This is a genomic window from Glycocaulis sp. (assembly GCF_050485565.1).
Classification (GTDB): Bacteria; Pseudomonadota; Alphaproteobacteria; order Caulobacterales; family Maricaulaceae; genus Glycocaulis.
In genome coordinates this window covers 136,606-157,121 of record NZ_JBJHBQ010000008.1, presented here as the reverse complement: position 1 = coordinate 157,121, position 20,516 = coordinate 136,606, and the positions used below count along the sequence as shown (strand labels likewise).

Annotated in this window: 23 protein-coding genes and 1 other RNA gene; 11 read left to right on the top strand and 13 right to left on the bottom strand. The window is 64.4% G+C overall.

The window, feature by feature from the left end; all coding sequences use genetic code 11:
- Window positions 1-114: 114 nt before the first annotated feature.
- Genes ACQ5ID_RS10690 through ACQ5ID_RS10680 form a run of 3 tightly spaced genes read right to left on the bottom strand, consistent with a single transcriptional unit; the run spans window position 115 to window position 3,205 of the window.
- Entirely contained in the window at window positions 115-1,452 is a 1,338-nt protein-coding gene (locus ACQ5ID_RS10690; protein ID WP_429912442.1) for a dihydroorotase, read from the bottom strand.
- The gene (locus ACQ5ID_RS10685; protein WP_429912441.1) at window positions 1,449-2,408 is read right to left on the bottom strand and encodes a glycosyltransferase family 9 protein; all 960 of its coding nucleotides are present in this window, start codon (window positions 2,406-2,408) and stop codon (window positions 1,449-1,451) included. The genes ACQ5ID_RS10690 and ACQ5ID_RS10685 overlap by 4 nt, the downstream gene beginning before the upstream one ends.
- A 56-nt stretch (window positions 2,409-2,464) precedes the next feature.
- Window positions 2,465-3,205: a hypothetical protein gene (locus tag ACQ5ID_RS10680; RefSeq protein WP_429912440.1), complete on the bottom strand. Its 741-nt coding sequence runs from the start codon at window positions 3,203-3,205 to the stop codon at window positions 2,465-2,467.
- Between the two features lie 95 nt (window positions 3,206-3,300).
- On the opposite strand from ACQ5ID_RS10680, the gene ACQ5ID_RS10675 reads away from it, so the two are divergent.
- From ACQ5ID_RS10675 to ACQ5ID_RS10665, 3 genes are all read left to right on the top strand, one after another.
- Window positions 3,301-4,146 carry a YgfZ/GcvT domain-containing protein gene (locus ACQ5ID_RS10675; protein ID WP_429912439.1) on the top strand — a complete coding sequence of 282 codons (846 nt, stop codon included), beginning with the start codon at window positions 3,301-3,303 and terminating at the stop codon, window positions 4,144-4,146.
- An 89-nt stretch (window positions 4,147-4,235) separates the two neighbouring features.
- A complete protein-coding gene (gene serA / locus ACQ5ID_RS10670; protein WP_429912438.1) occupies window positions 4,236-5,468 on the top strand; it encodes a phosphoglycerate dehydrogenase in 1,233 nt (410 codons plus the stop codon).
- Window positions 5,469-5,470: 2 nt separating this feature from the next.
- Window positions 5,471-6,475 carry a glycosyltransferase family 2 protein gene (locus ACQ5ID_RS10665; protein ID WP_429912437.1) on the top strand — a complete coding sequence of 335 codons (1,005 nt, stop codon included), beginning with the start codon at window positions 5,471-5,473 and terminating at the stop codon, window positions 6,473-6,475.
- Here the strand turns inward: ACQ5ID_RS10665 and cysQ are convergent.
- Window positions 6,435-7,229, bottom strand: coding sequence for a 3'(2'),5'-bisphosphate nucleotidase CysQ (gene cysQ / locus ACQ5ID_RS10660; RefSeq protein ID WP_429912436.1), 795 nt, complete (start codon window positions 7,227-7,229; stop codon window positions 6,435-6,437). The genes ACQ5ID_RS10665 and cysQ overlap by 41 nt on opposite strands.
- A 145-nt stretch (window positions 7,230-7,374) precedes the next feature.
- Between cysQ and ACQ5ID_RS10655 the strand changes: the two genes are divergently transcribed.
- The 6 genes from ACQ5ID_RS10655 to ACQ5ID_RS10630 all read left to right on the top strand — a co-directional run bounded on the left by ACQ5ID_RS10655 (window position 7,375) and on the right by ACQ5ID_RS10630 (window position 10,570).
- A complete protein-coding gene (locus ACQ5ID_RS10655; RefSeq protein ID WP_429912434.1) occupies window positions 7,375-7,722 on the top strand; it encodes a DUF4164 family protein in 348 nt (115 codons plus the stop codon).
- Window positions 7,722-8,084, top strand: a complete 363-nt coding sequence (locus ACQ5ID_RS10650) for a cell division protein ZapA (RefSeq protein ID WP_429912433.1) — start codon at window positions 7,722-7,724, stop codon at window positions 8,082-8,084. Before ACQ5ID_RS10655 ends, ACQ5ID_RS10650 begins: the two co-directional genes overlap by 1 nt.
- Before the next feature lie 36 nt (window positions 8,085-8,120).
- A non-coding RNA gene (ssrS, locus tag ACQ5ID_RS10645) (6S RNA) lies at window positions 8,121-8,280 on the top strand.
- 26 nt (window positions 8,281-8,306) lie between these two features.
- Window positions 8,307-8,879 carry a 5-formyltetrahydrofolate cyclo-ligase gene (locus ACQ5ID_RS10640; protein ID WP_429912432.1) on the top strand — a complete coding sequence of 191 codons (573 nt, stop codon included), beginning with the start codon at window positions 8,307-8,309 and terminating at the stop codon, window positions 8,877-8,879.
- Window positions 8,880-8,977: 98 nt separating this feature from the next.
- Window positions 8,978-9,742 carry a ferredoxin--NADP reductase gene (locus tag ACQ5ID_RS10635; RefSeq protein WP_429912431.1) on the top strand — a complete coding sequence of 255 codons (765 nt, stop codon included), beginning with the start codon at window positions 8,978-8,980 and terminating at the stop codon, window positions 9,740-9,742.
- Window positions 9,743-9,751: 9 nt separating this feature from the next.
- A complete protein-coding gene (locus tag ACQ5ID_RS10630) occupies window positions 9,752-10,570 on the top strand; it encodes a TIGR00282 family metallophosphoesterase (protein WP_429912430.1) in 819 nt (272 codons plus the stop codon).
- Window positions 10,571-10,766: 196 nt separating this feature from the next.
- Here the strand turns inward: ACQ5ID_RS10630 and glmM are convergent, their stop codons facing one another.
- The 8 genes from glmM to ACQ5ID_RS10590 all read right to left on the bottom strand — a co-directional run bounded on the left by glmM (window position 10,767) and on the right by ACQ5ID_RS10590 (window position 18,386).
- Window positions 10,767-12,119, bottom strand: a complete 1,353-nt coding sequence (glmM, locus tag ACQ5ID_RS10625) for a phosphoglucosamine mutase (protein ID WP_429912429.1) — start codon at window positions 12,117-12,119, stop codon at window positions 10,767-10,769.
- 6 nt (window positions 12,120-12,125) lie between these two features.
- Window positions 12,126-12,788 (bottom strand): fructose-6-phosphate aldolase, encoded by a 663-nt coding sequence (gene fsa, locus ACQ5ID_RS10620; RefSeq protein WP_429912428.1) that lies wholly within the window; start codon window positions 12,786-12,788, stop codon window positions 12,126-12,128.
- An 11-nt stretch (window positions 12,789-12,799) separates the two neighbouring features.
- Window positions 12,800-13,411, bottom strand: coding sequence for a hypothetical protein (locus ACQ5ID_RS10615; protein ID WP_429912427.1), 612 nt, complete (start codon window positions 13,409-13,411; stop codon window positions 12,800-12,802).
- A gap of 85 nt (window positions 13,412-13,496) precedes the next feature.
- Complete coding sequence (locus tag ACQ5ID_RS10610) at window positions 13,497-14,933, bottom strand: exopolysaccharide biosynthesis polyprenyl glycosylphosphotransferase (RefSeq protein ID WP_429912426.1); 1,437 nt, start codon at window positions 14,931-14,933, stop codon at window positions 13,497-13,499.
- A 69-nt stretch (window positions 14,934-15,002) separates the two neighbouring features.
- Window positions 15,003-16,238: an O-antigen ligase family protein gene (locus tag ACQ5ID_RS10605; RefSeq protein ID WP_429912425.1), complete on the bottom strand. Its 1,236-nt coding sequence runs from the start codon at window positions 16,236-16,238 to the stop codon at window positions 15,003-15,005.
- Window positions 16,238-16,882: a histidine phosphatase family protein gene (locus ACQ5ID_RS10600; protein ID WP_429912424.1), complete on the bottom strand. Its 645-nt coding sequence runs from the start codon at window positions 16,880-16,882 to the stop codon at window positions 16,238-16,240. Before ACQ5ID_RS10600 ends, ACQ5ID_RS10605 begins: the two co-directional genes overlap by 1 nt.
- Window positions 16,882-17,661: a 3-deoxy-manno-octulosonate cytidylyltransferase gene (gene kdsB / locus ACQ5ID_RS10595; protein WP_429912423.1), complete on the bottom strand. Its 780-nt coding sequence runs from the start codon at window positions 17,659-17,661 to the stop codon at window positions 16,882-16,884. Before kdsB ends, ACQ5ID_RS10600 begins: the two co-directional genes overlap by 1 nt.
- A complete protein-coding gene (locus ACQ5ID_RS10590) occupies window positions 17,658-18,386 on the bottom strand; it encodes a class I SAM-dependent methyltransferase (protein WP_371392395.1) in 729 nt (242 codons plus the stop codon). The genes kdsB and ACQ5ID_RS10590 overlap by 4 nt, the downstream gene beginning before the upstream one ends.
- 173 nt (window positions 18,387-18,559) lie before the next feature.
- Between ACQ5ID_RS10590 and ACQ5ID_RS10585 the strand changes: the two genes are divergently transcribed.
- Together ACQ5ID_RS10585 and cmk are read left to right on the top strand one after the other, a co-directional pair.
- Window positions 18,560-19,324 carry a YebC/PmpR family DNA-binding transcriptional regulator gene (locus ACQ5ID_RS10585; protein ID WP_429912422.1) on the top strand — a complete coding sequence of 255 codons (765 nt, stop codon included), beginning with the start codon at window positions 18,560-18,562 and terminating at the stop codon, window positions 19,322-19,324.
- 27 nt (window positions 19,325-19,351) lie between these two features.
- On the top strand, window positions 19,352-19,975 hold the full coding sequence (cmk, locus tag ACQ5ID_RS10580) for a (d)CMP kinase (RefSeq protein WP_429912421.1): 624 nt from the start codon (window positions 19,352-19,354) through the stop codon (window positions 19,973-19,975).
- On the opposite strand, the gene ACQ5ID_RS10575 is transcribed toward cmk, so the two are convergent.
- The gene (locus ACQ5ID_RS10575; protein WP_429912420.1) at window positions 19,972-20,478 is read right to left on the bottom strand and encodes an arsinothricin resistance N-acetyltransferase ArsN1 family B; all 507 of its coding nucleotides are present in this window, start codon (window positions 20,476-20,478) and stop codon (window positions 19,972-19,974) included. The two genes, cmk and ACQ5ID_RS10575, sit on opposite strands and share 4 nt — an antisense overlap.
- Window positions 20,479-20,516 lie beyond the last annotated feature (38 nt).

The window sequence follows — 20,516 nt, the reverse complement described above, 5'->3', positions numbered from 1 at the left end:
ACATAACTGAAATCCCGGAGGCCCGCAGGGCCATCCGGGACCTCGTGCCGCAGAGGCGAAATAGGAGGCCCCGGATAGCTGCTGCGCAGCTTCCGGGGTTTCAGAACGTAAGGTCTAAACCGCCCCCAGCGTTTCCACAAAGCGGGCCGCCTCGCCGGTTGAAGGCGTGACCAGCTCGTCATCGCGCATCACCACCTTGCCGCGCACGATTGTGGCCATCGGCCAGCCGGTGACGGTATCGCCGGTAAAGGGCGACCAGCCGCAGCGCGAGGCCAGCCAGCTTTCCTCGATAGTGCGCACGGCGTGCAGATCGACCAGCGTCAGATCGGCATCGTATCCGGCGGCGATGCGGCCCTTGTTCGCGAGGCCGAACACGCGCTGCGGCCCGTGGCTCGTCAGGTCGACAAAGCGCTCCAGTGTCAGTCTGCCCTTGCTCACATGATCGAGCATGAGCGGCACCAGCGTCTGCACGCCCGGCATGCCCGATGGCGAGGCCGGGTAGGGCTTGGATTTTTCTTCCACCGTATGGGGCGCGTGGTCAGAGCCCAGAATATCGGCAATGCCCTGATCGACGCCGCGCCACAGCCCTTCGCGATGCTTTGCGTTGCGCACGGGCGGGTTCATCTGCGCGTAGGCGCCAAGGCGCTCATAGCATTCCGGCGCAGCCAGGGTCAGGTGCTGGGGCGTCACCTCGACGCTGGCAATATCCTTGTGGTGCTGGAGATAGTCGATCTCATCGGCAGTGGAGATGTGCAGCACGTGGATGCGCTTGCCGGCTTCACGCGCGAGGCGCACCAGGCGCTGCGTGCTCTGCATGGCGGCAATGTCGTCACGCACCTCCACATGGCTCGTCCAGTCGCCATGACGGGCCAGCGCGCGCCGGTCAGCCAGGCGGAATTCGTCCTCGGAATGGAAGGCCGCGCGCCGCTCGATCACGTTCAGGACTGCCGCTACGCCTTCGTCGGTATCGACCAGCAGATCGCCGGTGGAGGCGCCCATGAAGACCTTCACGCCGCAGCACCCGGCCATCAGCTCCATCTCGCGAAGCAGGTGGACGTTCTCCTTGGTGGCACCGGCATAGAAGGCAAAATCGGTGTGCATGCGGTGGTGGCCGCGCTTCACCTTGTCGGCCATCAGCTCCGGCGTGGTCGTCGCTGGATTGGTGTTGGGCATTTCAAAGACGCACACCACGCCTCCAAGAGCCGCAGCCCGGCTGCCGCTTTCAAGGTCTTCCTTCCACTCAAGGCCCGGCTCGCGGAAATGCACCTGCGTGTCGATCACGCCAGGCAGGACATGCAGGCCCTTGGCATCGATCACTTCGCCCGCGCTGGCGGCGGAGAGATTGCCTATGGCGGCAAAGCGGCCATCGCGAATGGCGATATCGGCCTTCACGCGCCCTGAATGGCTGACAATTGTGCCGCCCTTGATGAGGGTGTCGAATGTCTCGCTCATGGCGTGCTCTCCTGTCTGATCAGATTGTCTGCCGCCGCCAGTACGGGCGCAAGCTCCAGATCGGCCAGCAGGCCGGTCTCAGACGTTTTCAGCCGGTCGCGCGTGCGCTCATCGGCCTGATCGCCCGCGCGTACGGTAGCGGTCTTGCGGCCCCAAGGCCCGTAGACGCGTTCATCGGTCGGCCCGAACAGGCCAAGCGTCGGCGTACCCGCTGCTGCCGCCATGTGCATCAGCCCGCTATCATTGCCCACGAACAGTGCGGCTTGTGACAGGCAGGCCCCGGTTTCAACGAGATCGAGCTGGCCGGTAAAGTCGTGCGTGCGTCCCGGGTCCAGCTGCGAGGTGACGGCGCGCGCGGTGGCTTCATCGCCCGGACCACCGAAAAGCGCCACATGCGCGCCCGCCAGCGCGCCGGCGGGTGCGGTCAGGGCCAGTGCGAGTTCTGCAAAGCGCTCTGGCGCCCATTCCTTGAAGCGTGCGGCGGCGGCGGGTGCCAGCGCCAGCACCGGCGCATCGGGCATCAGGGCGCGTGCGCGGGCGAACGCCAGATCATCCAGCCAGAGGACGGGCGAGGGCGCGGGCGATATGCCCAGAAAGGCAGCCGCCTCCTCGACGCGGTGAACCGGCGCGCCATCGCGCGGCCAGTTGCGCTTCACATGGCGCTTGTCCGCCAGCAGGAACCAGCTCGTCGCGCTCTCGCGCAGATCGATCACGATATCCCAGCGATGCGTGACGGTGTTGAGCCACAGATCGAACCAGTGGCCGCCGCCTTTTTTCTTGGTCATCACGATCACGCGCTCCAGCCCCGGCACGGCCCGGAAAAGCGGCGCAGCCAGCGGCCCGCAGGCAATCGTCACGCGCGGATCAGACTGGGTGCGCAGCACATGGTCCAGCAGGCCGCTGGAGAGGATCGCGTCGCCAATACGCGTCGCGGTGATGAAGAGAATTCGCGTCATGGCGCGTGGCTTAGCGCACAGCGGGCCTGCCCGCCAGATCAAGCGGCCGCGTCAGGTCAGCGCTGCAGCAGGTCGAGCGCGCTTGTGTACAGCTTCTGGATGGAGCCTGCGAGCGAAACCGCCCACTTGACGATGAAGGCGGGCGGTATTTCGCCCATGGCCCGGATGCCGGGTATCTCCTGTCGGTAAATGCGCCCCATGCTGGCCACGGCGACCTCGAAATGGGCGTAGAAGGCGTGGATGGCGCGCCGGTCATCATTGGCCAGCGTGTTCAGGTTTTCGCGATAGCGGTCATAGGTTTCCTTGCCGAAATAGCTCTGGAAATCATGGTAATAGCTGCCGATCTGGCTGATATAGGCGGCAAAGCCGGTAACGAGCGTAACAAGTGCGTCCGCCGTGCGCTGTTTGTCGCCTGCGGCCCTAGCATCTTCCACTGCCTGCAGGGCTTTTTGCGCCCAGTCCATGAAATCCAGCGAATACTCCACCAGATTGCTGGTGAAGGAGAGCTTCTGTTCCAGATCAAACAATATGTCGGGGCAGACCGCCTCCACCTTGCGAAGCAGGGTCGTGCTGGCGCGCACGCTCGCCCAGTCGCGGAATTTTTTCATGATGGCGATGGCCGAGCCGAGGCTGTCAGTACCGACGCCCGCCAGATAATCGCCGTGTTGCAGGCTGTGGGTCAGGATATCGGGCAAGGCCGGATCAAAGCGCACGCTCTGCCGGTAGGGCAGCGCCGTCAGCACGTCCTGAAAACTGGCTCTGGCACCGCGAAGGCGGTCCTTGCCCCGTCCAAACATTGCCTCTCTCCCTCCAATGCCGGTCAGCGATGATTGCCGATAACGCGAGAGCGAGCAATTGATGCGCCAGTGACGCCCTTGCGGCAGGAGGCCGGATGGGCCACATCGAAGCCATGTCAGACACCGGCTTCCTCACCCGTCTTTCCCACCGCGCCGTGATCCATATCACCGGAGCGGATGCGCGCGATTTTCTGCAACGCGTCGTCACCAATGGTCCGCAAGGCGTCACGCCCGGCAAGGCGCTCGGGTCCGCGCTTTTGACCCCGCAAGGCAAGGTGCTGGCCGATTTCATCTTCCTTGATGATGGCGAGGGCGGGCTGTTCGTGGACGTTCCGGCGGGTGAAGCCGATGCCCTGTTGAAACGCTTCACGCTCTACCGGCTGCGCGCCAAGGCAGAGCTGGCCTTACGCGATGATCTCGCCGTGGCAGCGGCGCGCGGTGACGCCATTGCAGCGCTGGAAGCGGCCGCACTGGCCCTGGCGCTGGACCCGCGCGGGCCGGGGCTCGCCATGCGCGCGATTGTGCCCGTCACGGCGGATATCGGCGAAGACGGGGCGGGCTATATCGCGGCCAAGGCGGCGGCGTGCGTCACCGAAATGCCGCTGGATTATGGCCCGGCGGAGATGTTCTCCACCGATGTGAACCACGATCTTCTGCACATGATCGATTACCGCAAGGGCTGCTTTGTCGGGCAGGAAGTGGCCAGCCGCATGCACCGCAAGGGCGGGGTCAGGAAGCGGACAGCCTATCTGACCGGGCAGGGCAGCTTTGCGCAAGGCGCGCCCGTCACGGCGGGCGAGACGCCGCTGGGCGAAATACTCTCCGGCGGGCAGGGCTTCGCGCTGGCTCTGCTGCGTGTTGACCGGCTTGAGGCGGCGGACCAGCCGGTGATGGTGGACGGCCAGCCCGTGAGCGTTCATTTGCCCGGTCCGCCGTCCTGATTCCAGCAAGGGTGTTGCAAGAAAGCGCGCAGCAGGCGCATGCTCCGTGCCGCAGTGCAGCAACTCCAGTATGAAGGCCCGTTCCTCCCGTGAGCACCAACCCTTTCAGCGCCCTCCTTGTCGAGAATGTTCATGCCGACGCCGATAGCGCGCTTACCAGCTATGGGCCGATGGATATCGTCCGGATGGCAGGCTCACCCGATGTGAGCGATCTCAAGGCCGCGCTGAAAGGCAAGTCCGTGCTGGGTATCCGTTCGCGCACCCATATTGATGGCGATATTCTCGACGCCGCGCCGGACCTGCAAGCGGTGGGGTGTTTCTGCATCGGCACCAATCAGGTCGATCTGGCCGAGGCTGCGCGCCGGGGCATTCCGGTGTTCAACGCGCCCTTTGCCAATACGCGCTCGGTGGCGGAGTTGACGCTTGCCTCCATCATCATGCTGATGCGCCGCGTGCCGGAGAAGATGTTCGCCATCCATGAGGGCGGTTGGCTGAAAACGGCCGAAGGCTCGAACGAAGTGCGCAAGAAGAAGCTCGGCATTGTCGGCTACGGCAATATCGGCGCCCAGCTCTCGGTGCTCGCCTCGGCGCTGGGCATGCATGTCTATTATTACGATGTCGAACCGAAGCTCGCTCACGGCAATGCGCGGCCCATGGAGAGCCTTGAGGCGCTGCTGGCCGAGTGTGATGTGGTGACGCTGCACGTGCCGTCCAGCGCGCAGACGCGCAATCTGATGAATGCGCAGCGCATCCGCGCCATGAAGCCGGGCAGCTTCCTGATCAATCAGGCGCGCGGTGATCTGGTGGACATTGATGCACTGGCGGCTGCGCTGGACAGCGGACATCTGGCCGGTGCGGCGGTGGATGTGTTCCCGGTGGAGCCGGCCACGAAGGACAACCGGTTCGATTCGCCCCTGCAGCGCTTCAAGAATGTCATTCTTACCCCGCATATTGGCGGTTCGACGCTGGAGGCGCAGGCCGCCATCGGTCAGGACAGCGCGATCAAGCTGGCCAAATATCTCTATCTGGGTTCGACCGGGCATGCGGTGAACTTCCCGCAGGTCGAGCCGGGGCCGATCAGGCCGGGCCGTACCCGCGTGGCCGTGCCGCATATAAACGCGCCCGGCTTCCTGCGCCGCCTCAATGATGCAGCCGAAAAGGCGGGCGCGAACGTGGCCGCCCAGTTCCTGCAGACCGATGCCGAGATCGGTTATGCGCTGGCCGATCTTGAAGGCGACCTGCCGGCAGACTTCCTTGACCGGATCAATGCGCTGGAGGGGACGATCCGCGCGCGCCTGCTGCCCGGCCCGGCAGAGGGCTAGCGGTGGTTGCGGACGTTACGATCCTCATCGTTGCCTATGAGAGCGCGCAGCACTGGGCGCAGCTCAAAGCCGCCCTCGCTGCGCAGTCCCTTCGCCCGGCGCGCATACTGGTTCTGGAGAACGGCTCGCAGACCGGCAAGCTGACACCGGCTGACATGCCGGACGGGATCGAGCTGGTCGTCTCTGACACCAATCTGGGCTTTGCGGGCGGCAATAACCGGCTGGCGGCGATGGCCGATACACGCTGGCTGGTCCTTTTAAACCCCGATGCCTTTCCTAAGCCAGACTGGCTGGAACAGCTGATGGCGGCCACCCGGCGCTATCCCCACGCCAGCCTTTTTGGTTCCACCCAGCGCGCGGCGGGGCATGAAGGCGTGCTCGATGGCGCAGGCGATGTCTGGCACATTACCGGCATCCCCTATCGCGGCGCTTATGGACGCGAGATGGCCTCTCCGCCTGATGGCGAGATATTCGCGCCCTGCGCCGCCGCCATGATGATCCGCCGCGATGTGTTCGAGGATTTGAGCGGGTTTGATGAAGACTATTTCTGCTATGTGGAGGATGTGGATCTGGGCGCTCGCGCGCGTCTGGCCGGGCATACCGCGATCCATGTGCAGAACGCGGTGGTCGATCATGTCGGCTACGGGTCCAGCGGGCGGCGCTCGGTGTTTGCCACGTATCACGGCACGCGCAACCGGCTGTGGACCTATGTGAAGACCATGCCGTTTCCGCTGCTGGTCCTGACCCTGCCCTTGCATGGCGCGATGACGCTGGCGCTATGGGCGTCGGCGGCACGCTTCGGGCATTTCGCCCTGTTTGGCCGCGCGCTGAAAGATGCGTTCAAGGGCCTGCCGGGCCTGTGGAGCAAGCGCCGGGCGGTGCAGTCTGCCCGCAAGGTCACGGCAGCCGATTTTGCCCGCATGCTGGCCTATAGCCCGCTGGATCTGCTGACCCGGCGGCCTCTGGTCAGGCCGGTTGACGCCCGCGCACCACAAACGCGCCATTGAGATAGCCGGTCTCTGTCTTGCCGTAGAGGAAGGGCGATCCGTCCGGGCAGGTGACATTGCCGCCCGCCGCCAGCACCACAGCGTGACCAGCCGCCGTATCCCATTCCATGGTGGGGCCAAAGCGCGGATAGAGGTCTGCGCTGCCATCTGCGACCAGGCAGAATTTCAGCGATGATCCGGCGCTGACGGTCTCGCTAACTCCTTCGGCGGCAGCAAAGGCGCGGGTCTGTTCATCGGCGTGCGAGCGGCTCATCACGGCGATACGGCCCGTCTGCGGCATGGCGCGCGCCTGCATCGGCGACAGCGCGCCAGCATCGAGTTTTGCGCCCGGCGGAAAAGCCCCGCTAAAGCCCGATTTTCCGCCAATGAAGATGCGCTTCATGGCCGGTGCGTAGACGCAGCCCGCTATTGGCACCCGCCCGGAGATGAGGGCGATATTGATGGTGAACTCGCCATTGCGGTTGATGAATTCCCTGGTGCCATCGACCGGATCGACCAGCAGGAAATCGCCATTAATGTCGGGCCGCACGCCAGCAGAGAAGCTTTCCTCGGCCAGCACCGGCACGCCGGGCGCTACGTGTCTGAGCGCTTCAAGAATGACCGCCTCGGCGCGGGTGTCGGCGGCGGTAACGGGCGAGCGATCATCCTTGGACTGAACGGCAAAGCCGCTGTCATAGACATCCATCACCTCGATGGAGGCTTTCAGGCAGATATCGGCGAACGCCTTTGCAAGCCCGTCTCGTTCCTGTTCCACGCCTCAACCCCTTCAATAACCGGCCTTATCCCCGCCGCCGCCTGTCTAGTGGACGGGGACGGAATTGAAAACCCGGTGTATAGAAGCGCCTGCACGCCTCATCTGACACTTGAACTTTTGTACACAAGAGCGGATTTTGACACCCATGACCGCAACCCCGCCCGCCGAAACTCCCGATAGCGATCCTCTCACCGAGGCCGAAGCACGGCTGCTGGCCGCCATCAGCGCGGTCGAAACCCGGCTGGGCCAGCTGTCTAGCCGCATGGGGGAGGCAGAAGGCGATGCGCGCGCCGCCCGCCATGCCGATGAGGACCGTTCACGGCTGGCCGAACAGCTCGATGCCGCGCGCTCCAGCGAAGCGGAACTCGCCGAGGCTGCCAGCGAAGCCAGCGCGGCGCTGGCAGAGGCGATGAGCGAGCTGAAAGCGGCGATTGCCGGGGCCGGGCTTGCCGATAGCGGACCGGATGATCTGTTCAGGGAGGAGGGCCGCTAATGTCGAAGGTCACGATCTCCCTTAACGGACGCCCCTTCACCATCGGATGTGAAGAGGGTCAGCAAGCCTATCTGAAAGAGCTGGCCGGGCATCTCGACACCCATGTGCGCGATCTCGCCGAGAAGGTTGGCCAGATCGGCGAGCTGCGCCTTTTGCTGATGGCATCCCTGATCGTTGCTGACGAGATGCGTGAGGCGCAGGGCAAGGTGGAAGCGCTGGAGTCCGACCTGCTGGATGCCAAGGGAACGATCTCGCAGGGCGAGGCCCGCCGGCGCGCCGACCGCGCCCGCGCAGCGGAAACCATCGTCAAGGCTGCAGAGCGCCTCGAAGCCCTTGCCGGGGCAGATGGCAGTGAGGCTTGAGCAAAGCCCCGCGAAGGCCCATGTTCACCGTCGTGGCGGTGACTGGAGTTCACGTCAGGCTTTTACATCCCAGGGACCTTACATCTCTGTACGGGAGCTGCCTCTGATGCTGGCCGTGGCCTACATCACGCGGCGCCCACCTGGTAGTCCAGGTCATCAGGGTTGTTACACAGCCAACGGCCCGTCTGGTGCCGCCACACTTTCCCCTGCGGGAACTTGCCCATGCTGAGCGGCTGGCAGAAGAACCGCCTGCGCCGCAAGGCGCTGACCCGCCGGACCGCGCTGGCGAAGGCGCAGAGCGATGCCGGTCACGCTCTTGCCAGCCATTTTCCCGACGCCGCATGGCCAGCCGTAAACGCGGTGGTCGCCGGCTACTGGCCGGTGCGCGGCGAGATTGATCCGCGCCCTCTCATGGAGACCTTCCTGCTGGAACAGGCCCAGCTTGCCCTGCCGGTCGTCGCGGCCAAGGACGCGCCCTTGCAGTTCCGCGCCTGGCACCCGGACGATACGCTGGAGGCGGGCGCGTTCGGCATTGACGTGCCGGGGCCGAAACGTCCGGTACTCACACCCACCCTCTTGCTGGTGCCGCTGGTCGCGTTCGACACGCGCTGCCATCGCATCGGCTATGGGGCGGGCTTTTATGATCGCACGCTTGAAGCGCTGCGCGCTGCCGGGCCGGTAGTGTCGGTCGGTCTCGCCTATGAGGGCCAGCGCATCGGCAAGGTGCCGGCGGGCCGCCATGACGTGGCGCTGGACTATGTGGTGACAGAGGCGGGCTGCTACCGGGCAGCATGATAGCGCCGATCTCACCGGCAGGCATTGGCGAAGCCGGTCTGAGCCGCTACATCCGGCACCAGATTTGCAAACGGCCCTGATACGAGACCTCTTCCCCCATGGCAGCTTTCAGCGAACAGCGCGTCCTTTCCGTGCGCCACTGGACCGGCAGTCTTTTCTCCTTCCGTGTGGCACGCCCGGCGAGCTTCCGCTTCCGCTCCGGCGAGTTCGTGATGCTGGGCCTGAAAGTGGATGGCAAGCCGCTATTGCGCGCCTATTCCATTGCCAGCCCGGCCTGGGATGATGGTCTGGACTTCTTCTCGATCAAGGTCGCCGATGGCCCGCTGACCTCACACCTTCAAGGCATCAAGGAGGGTGACGAAATCCTGCTCGGTGCCAAATCGGTCGGCACGCTGGTCCATGATGCGCTGCTGCCGGGCAAGCGGCTCTACCTGCTTTCGACCGGCACGGGCATCGCGCCCTTTGCCAGCATTATCCGTGATCCGGAGACCTATGAGCGCTTTGAGCAGGTGATCCTGACCCATACCTGCCGGGAGGCGGTTGACCTTGCCTATGGCGAGGAGCTGGTGGCGTCCCTCAAGGACGATCCGCTGGTGGGCGAGCATGCGCACAAGCTCATCCACTACACCTCGCTGACGCGCGAAAATCATCCGCGCATGGGCCGCATTACCGCTCTGATGGACACAGGTCAGCTCTGGGACGATACGGGCGGGCCGCTCGACCCGGCCAGCGACCGGGTGATGATCTGCGGCTCCATCAACATGATAAACGACTGCAAGGCGCGCGTCGAAGCGGCCGGGCTGGAGGAAGGCTCCAATGCCCGCCCCGGCGCATTTGTGGTCGAGAAGGCGTTTGTGGGTTAGGAACAGACCATGCGATTGGCGTTTTTCGGGGATGTGGTCGGCAAGTCGGGCCGCGATGTGCTGGTGGAGGAGCTCAGCTCTTTTCGCGACCGGTTGAAGCTCGATTTTGTGGTAGTGAACGCCGAGAACGCCGCGGGCGGCTTTGGCATTACCGAGCGCACGGCAATCGAGCTGTTTGATGCGGGCGCGGATGTGCTCACCCTTGGCAATCATTCCTGGGACCAGTCCGAAGCGCTGACCTATATCGAGCGCGAACCGCGCCTGCTTCGCCCGGCCAACTATCCCAGCGGTACCGCGCCGGGGCGGGGCACCGGGCTTTACGAGACCAAATCAGGCGCGCGCGTCATGGTGATGAACGTGCTCCTGCGCCTCTACATGCAGCCGCTGGACGATCCGTTTGCCTGCGTGGATGAGGCGCTCTCGGCCTCGCCGCTGGGGCAGGTGGCCGATGCCATCATTGTCGATGCGCATGGCGAGGCGACGAGTGAAAAGCACGCCATGGGCCATTTCTGTGACGGGCGGGCGAGCCTTGTTGTCGGCACGCATACCCATATCCCGACCGCCGACCACCAGATACTCGCGGGCGGCACGGCCTATCAGACCGATGCGGGCATGTGCGGCAGCTATGATTCCGTGATCGGGATGGACAAGGAAGAGCCGCTGCGCCGCTTCACGACGCATATGCGCTCCGGGCGCATGCAGGCCGCCAGCGGCCCGGCAACCGCCTGCGGCGTCTATGTGGAAACCGATGACCGTAGCGGGCTTGCGGTGCGCGTCGAGCCGATCCGCTTTGGCGGTGTGCTGTCGGAAGCTTTGCCTGTGGTGTGAGGAAGATAAATGTCATGGCCTGGCTTGCCTGCGCCCGCGCAGGCGGGTGTCCGGGCCACCCATGCCTGAAAGCTTGCTTTTCCCTCGTCCTTCGAGACGTTCGCTTCGCTCACCCTCAGGATGAGGGAAAAGCACCACAAGCCCTCATGCTGAGGGCTTTCGAAGAAAGCGTCTCGAAGCACGAGGGCGTGTCTCCTCAAGCCCCCTTGGCGTTCTCCAGCGCGGTGCAGATATCGCTGACGACCGCGTCGATCACCTTGCGGTCGCCCTCGGCCATGACGCGGATCAGCGGCTCGGTGCCGGATTTGCGCACCAGCAGGCGGCCCTTGCCATTCAGGCGGGTCTCGCCCTCGGCAATCGCCTCTTTCACCCGTGTATTTTCCAGCGGCAGTGCGCCATTGGCGTAGCGCACATTTTTGAGGATTTGCGGTGCGGGCGTGAAGACTTTCAGGAGCTGGCTGGCGGGCTTGCCGGACTCGATGAGCAAGGAGAGCACCTGCAGCGCCGCGATCAGCCCGTCGCCGGTCGTGGCAAAATCGCTCAAGACCACATGGCCGGATTGCTCGCCGCCCAGATTGGCGCCGGAGGCACGCATTGCCTCGACCACATAGCGGTCGCCAACCTGCGTGCGCTGCAGCTTGATCTTCTGCTTTTCGAGATATTGCTCAAGACCCAGATTGGACATCTGGGTGGTAACCACCGTGTCGCCCTTCAGCTGACCGCTGGCTTTCCAGGCGGTGGCCAGAAGGCCGATAATCTGGTCGCCATCAACCAGCTTGCCGCGTTCGTCGCACAGGATGACGCGGTCGGCATCACCATCCAGCGCAATGCCCAGATCCGCGCGGTAGCGCTTCACATTCTCGGCAAGGTCCTGGGGCGCGGTTGCGCCGCAATCCTCGTTGATATTGAAGCCATTGGGGTTGTTGTGCAGCGGCACGACATCTGCGCCCAGCTCCCACAGGACTTTCGGGGCCACCTTGTAGGCGGCGCCATTGGCGCAATCGATCACTATGCGAAGCCCGGCAAGGCGCATGGCGCGCGGCAGGGTGGCCTTGGCGATCTCCATATAGCGCGCTTCGGCATCATCAATGCGCTTGGCGCGGCCAATAAGCTTGGGCGAGACCAGATGATCGGCCGTATCGGCGTCCATCATGCGCTCGATTTCGAGCTCGGCAGCGTCGTCCAGCTTGTACCCGTCCGGGCCAAACAGCTTGATGCCGTTATCCTGGTAGAGATTGTGCGAGGCGGTAATCATCACGCCCATATCGGCGCGCAGCGAGCGCGTCAGCATGGCGGTGGCGGGCGTCGGTACGGGGCCGAACTGGAACACATCCATACCCGCAGAGGTGAAGCCCGCGACCAGCGCCGATTCAATCATATAGCCCGACAGGCGGGTGTCCTTGCCGATCACGACCGTATGCCGGCGGCCGTTCTCGCGCTTGAAATAGTGCGCGGCGGCCATGCCCAGACGCAGGGCGGTTTCTGCGGTCATCACCGACTGGTTGGTCGTGCCGCGAACGCCGTCTGTTCCGAAATACCGTTTAATCATGGATGCCTACCCCTGGCTCAACCCGCTGCGCCCTGTCTTTTTCCAGTCGTCGAGAAATGCCTTCAACCCGCTATCGGTCAGCGGATGGTTCACCATTGAATCGAATATCCCCGGCGGCAGCGTGGCCGCATCGCAGCCAATTCTGGCCGCCATCTCCACATGTGTAACAGAGCGCAGGGAGGCTGCAAGAATGCCCGTTTCGTATCCGTACTGGTCATAAACCTCCCGGATGGCCTCCAGAAGGCCCAGCCCGTCGCCGCCCATATCGTCAATCCTGCCGACAAAGGGCGACACGAATGTGGCCCCGGCCTTGGCCGCGAGCAGCGCCTGGTTCAGCGAGAAGCACAGCGTGACATTGGTGGGAATGCCTTCATCGGTGAAGGTCCGGCAGGCTTTCAGCCCGTCTGTCGTGAGCGGCAGCTTGACCACCACATTATCGGCAATGGCCCGCAGGCGGCGGCCCTCTTCAAGCATGCCCTCAAAGCCCGTGGCGACCACTTCTGCCGAAACCGGCCCTGGCACCACCGCGCAGATTTCCGCGATGCGCTCGATGATGTCGGCGCCCGATTTTGCGATCAGGGACGGGTTGGTGGTGATGCCGTCCACCAGCCCGCCTTCCATGCGCGCGGTGATCTGCGAAATGTCTGCTGTATCGAGGAAGAGCTGCATGAGTATGGACCCTAGGAGTTGTCAGGGAGGATGAAGACGCGGATACGCCGGATCAGGATTTCCCGGTTTTCCCCTTGCGGGTCGGGCCAGATGCCAACGGCCTCGTTGAACTCCTGACCCTGGTGAACAGGTGCGTCCCACTCAAAGGAGATCGTTGAGTATTGCGGTGATATGGGCCGTTCGCGCCATCCGCTATCACCATATCCGGTCGTGAAATACGCGATCTGGACCGTATCCGGCCCGTTTGCGCCCGAAGCGCGCACTTCAAACTCCACCCGGACGCGGCGCCCTGAAATGCGGGTTTCGAACTCGTCCGGCACGAAGGCGGCCACACCGGCTGACATATTGCCGGCCATCTCGAAACTGGCCGCCGACGACGCGCGTGCCACAGGGCCGTCACTATGTCCGGGGTCGAAGCGGAAATTGGTACCCGGCCCGTTGACCAGATCAGCCAGCGCCGCACCCTGAAAGACCAGTTCGCGCTCGGTCACGGTGGCGCCTGCATTGCGCGGCTGCATGACCAAGGCAAGCGCAATCATCAGGCCCGCCAGCGCGGCGGCTGACGGATAGAAGGCCCAGTCAGGAATATTGATCCGGCCAAGTATGGCGAGCCTGGACATCATGGTGCCGGAACTGCCTCCCAGGCAGGGCTTGCGTTCAGAATTACGGGGTCGATGACCGCTCTTTTGGCATGGCCGGTCCCCGTTGTCACCGCCCTGACGGGATCACGATTTCCCGCAATGTCCGCACCAGGATCACGGCGTCGCGCCAGAGCGACCAGTTGCGGGCATACCAGTCATCCAGCCGGGCGCGCTCGGCAAAGCTGGTGGCATTGCGTCCATTAACCTGCCACAGCCCGGTAATGCCGGGGCGCATGCGCACATAGGCGCTCAGCGACGGCCCGTAATCGGCCTGCTGGTCCAGCGTCATCGGGCGCGGGCCGACAAGGCTCATATCACCCTTGAACACGTTGATGAGCTGGGGCAGTTCATCAAGGCTGAACTTGCGCAGCCAGTACCCGATCCCGGTAATGCGCGGGTCGTCATCCAGTTTCTGGAAGGTGTGCCACTGCGCGGCGCGTTCAGCGTCCTGCGCCAGCACTGTGGCCAGCTTCTCCTCGGCGTCGACGCACATCGTGCGGAATTTCAGGCAGCCGAACGCCTTGCCGTCCTTGCCGACCCGCGGCTGGACAAACAGGGCCGGGCCGCCATCACGCCGGATCGCCCACGCAAAGGTCAGCATGGCCGGCGCGATGAGCAGCAGGCCGAGTCCGCTGGCGGCCAGATCGAAGGCGCGCTTGGCGCGCTGGGCCAGCGGGCGGTCCAGACTGTCACCGATACGGAAGACGAATCCGTCGGCAGGCGGGTAGTCGATCAGGTCGATATTCTGTGTGGGTATGCGGCCAATCGAGGGCTGGTAGTAGAAGCAGACGCCGCGCGCGCTGAGCAGGCTGGCAATCCGGTTTGCCACCCCTTGGGTTGCCTCATCGGGTGCCAGGAAGGCTGGCATGTCGTCCAGCGTATCGAGCCAGCGCGCCAGTTCATTGTCGTCCAGCGATTGCAGGCTCTCCAGCGGGACGGCAGCAGCAGCGGCAAGCCCGTGATCGGCATTGCGCTTCAAAATGGTCAGCTGTTCGGCGCGCTGGGCGGCGGCAGTCAGCAAGGTGACGGGCTGCTCCCACCGGCCCGATGCTTCCAGCGCCGCGCGCGTGCCAAAGCGCAGGGTCATCATCATTGCGGGAAGCGCCAGCCACAGCACAAGCGTCGCGGTCCGCAGGCCCGGCTCGCCGCTCATCATGTGGATCGTGCCGGCCCCCAGAAGGGCGAGCAGTGATGCCGTCAGGACAGGCCGGATCTGGTTGGCCAGGCCCTGACGTGCGCGGTAGTGCCCGCGCGAGCGCAGCCAGAGCATGACCACGCCAAACAGGCCGAGACTGGCACCGGCATGGCGCAGCATCTGCAGATCGTCGTGCTGGGGCGAGGCCATCGGCATGGTGATGCAAAGGCAGATCGAGAAGGCCAGCAAATCGCTGAAGCCGAACGCGCGCAGCACGTTTGTGCGCCGCAGAACCGGACGCAGGAACTCGCCTGCGCTGGTCTTGCCAGCTGTGTTCAGGGCGCTGTCTGATCCATATTGATACGCCATCACGCTCTCCCGGGCGGTCCGGCGCGTTCTGCACCGGATTTTACCCAGAAGACGCAAGAATCCTGCCGGTTAGCCGCCGGGACGGGTGCGGGCGATGAAGGCGGCGGCTATGGCAAGCGCCAGCGCGCCATGATGCCATTCCTGCCAGATGCCATAGCTGACCACTACGTTCACCGACCAGACCGTGACCGCGAACGCGATCATCATTATCACAGGCCGGGTGAGGGTCTCAGCCGAAGGCAGGGCGCGGGCAAGGGCGGCAAGCACCGCGGCGACAAGCGCCGCGCCCACCAGCCCGGTTTCAAGCCAGATGGTCAGAGCCGCGTTGTGGGCGTGCAGCGGAAGCAGATCGATCTCGTACCCGCGCAGCTCCATTGATCCGTCAATCGCACGCGCCGCGCCAATCCCGTGTCCGGCCAGCGGCGCCTCGCCAATCCGCTCAAGGGCAAACCGCCATATCTCCAGCCGCCATTCCCATGACATGGGCATGGCGGCGCCTGTCTCCGGGCTGACGAGGGCGAGAAGCCCGATAAACAGGAGAGGCCCGGCCAGGATGAAGACGGCCAGCCCGGCCAGCAATAGCCGGAGCGTCAGGGTCGGCCAGCGCCAGGCGAGTGCGGTGACTATGATGGCCGCGCCAAGTGCAACCGCATTGGCATGGACACCGAAATCCAGCGCGATGGCGGTGGTGATGATGCCGGCCAGAGCCGCCAGCGCCCGCAAGGGCGCACTGCGCTGCGTCCACAACATGATGATGGCCACACCCGCCAGCATGATGGCCGCGGTGGCGGCGCGACTGAGCGTGGTGTTGACACGTATGTCGAGGTCCGTGCGGCCATCATCAAAGCCCTCCACCGCGAGCTTGTAGCTGCGTGACAGTTCACCGCCGGTCAGGGCCTCGAGCGCCATCACACACAGGATGAAGACGGCTGAGGCGATGAGCGCGGCGCGGGCAAGCGGCAGGTCAGCGGCGCGCACCCGCGCGGCGGCCACCGGCACGATGATGTAGAGCGGCGTCAGCAGGGCCAGCTTGAGCACCTCTTCAGGATCGCGGTTGGGCGACCAGGCATAGCTGGCCGTCATCCAGACCAGCGCAAGAGCCGTCAGAAGGGTGGCCGCGCCCGGTGAGCGCAGCTGTGCCGCCAGCGTTCCGCCCGGAAAGGCGAATATGGCAAACAGGCCGGCAGCCGATGCCAGTCCCAGCCCGCCAGCGGGAACCAGCAGGGCAGATAGCACCATGACGCAGAGCCATGACCAGAGCGCCCGGTTCTCCTCGCTCAGCACGGCGCGCAGGATCCGACCCATCAGCCTGCCCCTCCCAGCGCTGCCGGGTGAGGGGGTGCGTTCCACACTTCAAGCGCCCAGCCGGACGGACGGTAGGCAGCAACACTCCAGTGTCCGGTGCGCATTTTGGACTCTTCCGGCCGCCCCGGATCGCCGCCCAGCAGCGCATGAAAATAGCGCAGAATACCGTTGGAGGAGATCAGCAGAATCGTATCTCCGGCTTTGGCTGCGCCCGTGATCCCCTGAAGAACCGCCTGTGCATTGGCGGCGATGTCTGCGGGCTCCGGCGTCCAGCCAGCGCCGCCGGGAACAATCGAGCGTTCGCGCCAGTCCTCGATGGCCTTCTCACCCCATTCGGCGGCGATCTCCGCGTCGCTGCGCCCGCCCCAGCTGCCATAGTCGATCTCGCGCAGCCGGGTGTCGATTTCGATGGAGCCCTCAAAACCGCATTCGGCGGCGGCCAGCTGCGCGCCATTGGCCGTGCGTTGCAATGGCCCGGCGATGATGCGGGCCGGCATGATACCGGCCTCTTTCAGTGCCAGACCGAACTGTACCGACTGCACCCGCCCCTTGTCGGTGAGGGGCAGATCCTCTGCCGCGCCGACCCAGACCGGTACATCTCCCGGTCCGAACGTATTGCCGTGACGGGCAAGGATCAGGCGCATCAGACGATCTCGCCTTCTGCGGCGATGATGCTGGCGGCGATTTCAGCGTCGCGCGGGCTGTCCACCGACCATGGCGTGCGCCCCTGATAGCTGGTCAGCACGATGCGGATCGGTATGCCGTTTTCCAGAGCGCGCAACTGCTCCAGGCTTTCGGCCTTTTCCAGCGGCGTCGGTTCCATCGCCACCAGCCGCTCCAGCGTGGCAAAGCGATAGGCGTAAAGCCCGATATGCTTGTAGACGGGGGTGCCGGCGCTCTTTTCGCGCTGGAAGGGAATGACTGCCTTGGAGAAGTAGAGCGCATTCATCTGCCGGTCGAAGACAACCGTCGTGCCGCCAACCTCGCCGCGCGCCTTGGCGTCGGCCATTTTGGCGTAGGCATCCTCTGACAGCGCCACAGCCGGGGTTGCCATGGCAAGATCCGGATTGGCCGCCATCTCAGCTGCAACTGCCTCAATCACCCAGGGCGGTGTCAGTGGCGCATCACCCTGCAGATTGATGATGACATCATCAGGCTTGGCAAAGCCCTTCACGGCCTCAAAGGCGCGTTCAGTGCCGTTGCGGCAGCTTTCCGGCGTCATCACGGCCTGCCCGCCTTGCGCGGCAACGGCGTCCAGAATGCGGGCGTCATCCGTGGCGACGATCACCTGGCCTACGCTGCCGGCGGCGAGCGCGAGGCGGCGCACACGCTCCACCATCGGCACGCCTGCAATTGCGTGCAGCGGTTTGCCGGGAAAGCGCGTGGAGCCATAGCGCGCCGGGATGACGGCGATCACGCTCATGCGGCTGCGGCCGCCTGCGGCTTACGGCCAATATAGAGGACATCGCCGCGAAACAGCCCCCAGCGCGGCTCCTCCTCCGGCGGCAGGCGCCAGACCTCGACATCCAGCCCGCTGGCATCGGCAAAGCGCTGCGCGAAATCACGCCCGTAATAGCGCACATGGCCGGTATCGTCGTAATGGGCGAAGCGTTCGGCTTCGCTGATATCGGGGGCGGCCTCGAACGTCTCCTCGCGCGCCCAGTTCTGCGGCACGGTGATGATCGCCATCCCGCCGGGTGCCAGACAGCGGCCAATACCGGCCATCGCCTTGCGGTCATCGGGGACGTGCTCAAGCACGTGGTTGGCCACCACCATGTCGACGGAGCCTTCGGGCAGGGTGATGTCGGCAATGTCCATGGTCAGGTCGGCCTTGCCGGGCACGATGTCGGCGGCCTTGTATCCGGGGTGGGCCGACAGCATCCGCTTGACGTGCTTTTCAGGCGCGAAATGCAGAATGGTACCCAGCCGTGTCAGGTCAATCTGCTCGCGCTCAAGGAAGAGGTGGATCAGCCGGTGGCGTTCGCGTGAGGAACAGTTCGGGCAGCGCCCGTCCCAGCGCGGCGGTGTCCCCAGCGCCAGAAACACGCCTTCATATCCGCAGATCGGGCATTCGCGCTTCATCTTCGGTACGGAGAACTGGCGGGGGTCCTGCAATCGCGATTGCAGCCGCTTCAACCAGATGCGCATCAGCCAAGCCTTTCGAGAGCCAGCTCAACGCATAGCCGGGAAAAGCGGCGTCCGGCAAGCCAGACGGCACTTTTTCACAACGCTGCCAGCAGCGGGTTTGCCCAAGCCCGGCCTATGCGATAGAAGGCGCGCTCCCCGCTCTGGCGGGCAGACATGTTTGCAGGAGGTTCCCCATGGCCGGGCATTCCAAATGGGCCAATATCCAGCATCGCAAGGGCCGTCAGGACAAGGCGCGCGCGAAGCTGTTTTCCAAACTCTCCAAGGAAATCACCATTGCCTCGAAAATGGGTGGCCCGGACCCGGACATGAACCCGCGCCTGCGTCTCGCCGTTGCCAACGCCAAGGGCCAGTCCATGCCCAAGGACAATATCGAGCGCGCGATCAAGAAGGGTCAGGGCGGGGATGTCGAGGAGTATTACGAGATCCGCTATGAGGGCTTTGGCCCGGCCGGTGTCGGCCTGATCGTGGAAGCCTCCACCGACAACAAGAACCGCGCAGCCTCTGATGTGCGCTCTGCCTTCTCCAAGAATGGCGGCAATATGGGCGAAACCGGTTCGGTCTCCTTCATGTTCGATCAGGTTGGCGAGATACGTTTTCCCCTCTCCATTGGTGACGAGGAAGCCGTACTGGAGGCCGCTATCGAGGCCGGTGCCGAGGATGTTAGCCAGGAAGAGGGCGGCGAGGATGAAGAGGGCGAACACGTCATCTTCTGCGCCCGCGAGGACCTGGCCGAGGTGAGCGAGGCTCTGGAAGGGCGCTTTGGCGAGGCAAAGTCCGCCAACATCATCTGGCGTCCGCAAAACCTGATCGAGGTTGATGGCGACAAGGCCGCCACGCTGATGAAGCTGATGGAAGCGCTCGAAGACCTCGATGATGTGTCGAATGTCTACGCCAATTTCGACATTTCCGAAGACGAGATGGGCAAGCTCGCCTCCTAGAGGGCTGCGCGACGGAGAATGACAGGCATGCTGATTGCGGTAGACGGACCCCTCGCATCGGGCAAGGGCACGATTGCGCGGGCGCTCTCGGCAAAGTTTGGCCTTCCCCATCTCGATACCGGCACGCTCTACCGCGCGGTCGCGGTGGCTGTGCTTGATGCAGGCGGCGATCCCGCCGACAGCGCCGCTGCCGAGGCGGCCGCGCGCGCGCTTGATCCTGCCAGCATTGATGAGGCGAAAATCCGCACCGCCGGTGCGGGCGCTGCCGCCTCTATCGTGTCGGCTCACCCCAAAGTGCGCGCGGCCCTGAAAGACGTGCAGCAGGCTTTTGCCCGCCAGCCGGGCGGCGCGGTGCTGGACGGGCGCGATATCGGCACCGTGATTGCCCCCGATGCCGATGTGAAGCTGTTCGTTACCGCCAGCGCCGAGGTGCGCGCCTCGCGCCGCTGGAGCGAGCTGGTCGGGCGCGGCGAGACGGTCAGCCTGGAACAGATAATGACCCAGCTGGCAGAGCGTGACGGGCGTGATGCCTCACGTCCCGATGCGCCGCTATTGAAGGCCGATGATGCGGTCGAGCTGGATACGACCGACATGGATGAGGGCGAAGCCATCCGCGCCGCCATCGCCATTGTCGAGTCGCGGCGGCGTTAAGTACGGCCAAGCCGCTTCTGCCAGCATCCCACATCGTGCCATTGCCCGAACTTGAAGCCGGCTTCCTTCCAGACCCCGGCAGGTTCAAACCCGGCAGCTTCGTGCAGGCGCACGCTTGCGGCATTGGGCAGGGTTATGACCGCGAACGCAGCGTGCCTGCCCTGTGCCTGCAACGCATCGAAGAGCGAAGCATACAGCGTTCTGGCAACGCCGCGCCCTTGCCACCCGCTGCCGACATAAACGGTGACCTCCACGCTGGCATCATAGGCAGCGCGCGACCGGAAGCGGCTGCCATAGGCGTATCCGGCAAGCTGGCCGTCCATCTCCGCCACGAGGTAGGGAAATTCGGCAGAGACGGCGGCGATGCGCGCCGCCAGCTCCTCGACAGACGGGACGTCCAGTTCCAGCGATATCGCGGTGTTGGCGACGATGGGTGCATAGACCGCGTGGATGGCCGGGGCATCGTCGCCATTGGCTGCGCGGATTACGGGAAGGTCAGTCATGCAAACTCCGCGCGCGCTGCGATTACTGGCCCGCATAC

Coding starts and splice junctions, on each gene's coding strand:
- ACQ5ID_RS10635 (WP_429912431.1), top strand. CDS start 8,978: ATGGCAGCTTTCAGCGAACAGCGCGTCCTTTCCGTGCGCCACTGGACC.
- ACQ5ID_RS10675 (WP_429912439.1), top strand. CDS start 3,301: ATGGGCCACATCGAAGCCATGTCAGACACCGGCTTCCTCACCCGTCTT.
- ACQ5ID_RS10615 (WP_429912427.1), bottom strand. CDS start 13,411: ATGATGTCCAGGCTCGCCATACTTGGCCGGATCAATATTCCTGACTGG.
- ACQ5ID_RS10600 (WP_429912424.1), bottom strand. CDS start 16,882: ATGCGCCTGATCCTTGCCCGTCACGGCAATACGTTCGGACCGGGAGAT.
- ACQ5ID_RS10610 (WP_429912426.1), bottom strand. CDS start 14,933: ATGGCGTATCAATATGGATCAGACAGCGCCCTGAACACAGCTGGCAAG.
- glmM (WP_429912429.1), bottom strand. CDS start 12,119: ATGATTAAACGGTATTTCGGAACAGACGGCGTTCGCGGCACGACCAAC.
- cmk (WP_429912421.1), top strand. CDS start 19,352: ATGCTGATTGCGGTAGACGGACCCCTCGCATCGGGCAAGGGCACGATT.
- ACQ5ID_RS10680 (WP_429912440.1), bottom strand. CDS start 3,205: ATGTTTGGACGGGGCAAGGACCGCCTTCGCGGTGCCAGAGCCAGTTTT.
- ACQ5ID_RS10630 (WP_429912430.1), top strand. CDS start 9,752: ATGCGATTGGCGTTTTTCGGGGATGTGGTCGGCAAGTCGGGCCGCGAT.
- fsa (WP_429912428.1), bottom strand. CDS start 12,788: ATGCAGCTCTTCCTCGATACAGCAGACATTTCGCAGATCACCGCGCGC.
- ACQ5ID_RS10655 (WP_429912434.1), top strand. CDS start 7,375: ATGACCGCAACCCCGCCCGCCGAAACTCCCGATAGCGATCCTCTCACC.
- ACQ5ID_RS10590 (WP_371392395.1), bottom strand. CDS start 18,386: ATGCGCATCTGGTTGAAGCGGCTGCAATCGCGATTGCAGGACCCCCGC.
- kdsB (WP_429912423.1), bottom strand. CDS start 17,661: ATGAGCGTGATCGCCGTCATCCCGGCGCGCTATGGCTCCACGCGCTTT.
- ACQ5ID_RS10650 (WP_429912433.1), top strand. CDS start 7,722: ATGTCGAAGGTCACGATCTCCCTTAACGGACGCCCCTTCACCATCGGA.
- ACQ5ID_RS10640 (WP_429912432.1), top strand. CDS start 8,307: ATGCTGAGCGGCTGGCAGAAGAACCGCCTGCGCCGCAAGGCGCTGACC.
- ACQ5ID_RS10690 (WP_429912442.1), bottom strand. CDS start 1,452: ATGAGCGAGACATTCGACACCCTCATCAAGGGCGGCACAATTGTCAGC.
- ACQ5ID_RS10575 (WP_429912420.1), bottom strand. CDS start 20,478: ATGACTGACCTTCCCGTAATCCGCGCAGCCAATGGCGACGATGCCCCG.
- ACQ5ID_RS10605 (WP_429912425.1), bottom strand. CDS start 16,238: ATGGGTCGGATCCTGCGCGCCGTGCTGAGCGAGGAGAACCGGGCGCTC.
- ACQ5ID_RS10685 (WP_429912441.1), bottom strand. CDS start 2,408: ATGACGCGAATTCTCTTCATCACCGCGACGCGTATTGGCGACGCGATC.
- ACQ5ID_RS10585 (WP_429912422.1), top strand. CDS start 18,560: ATGGCCGGGCATTCCAAATGGGCCAATATCCAGCATCGCAAGGGCCGT.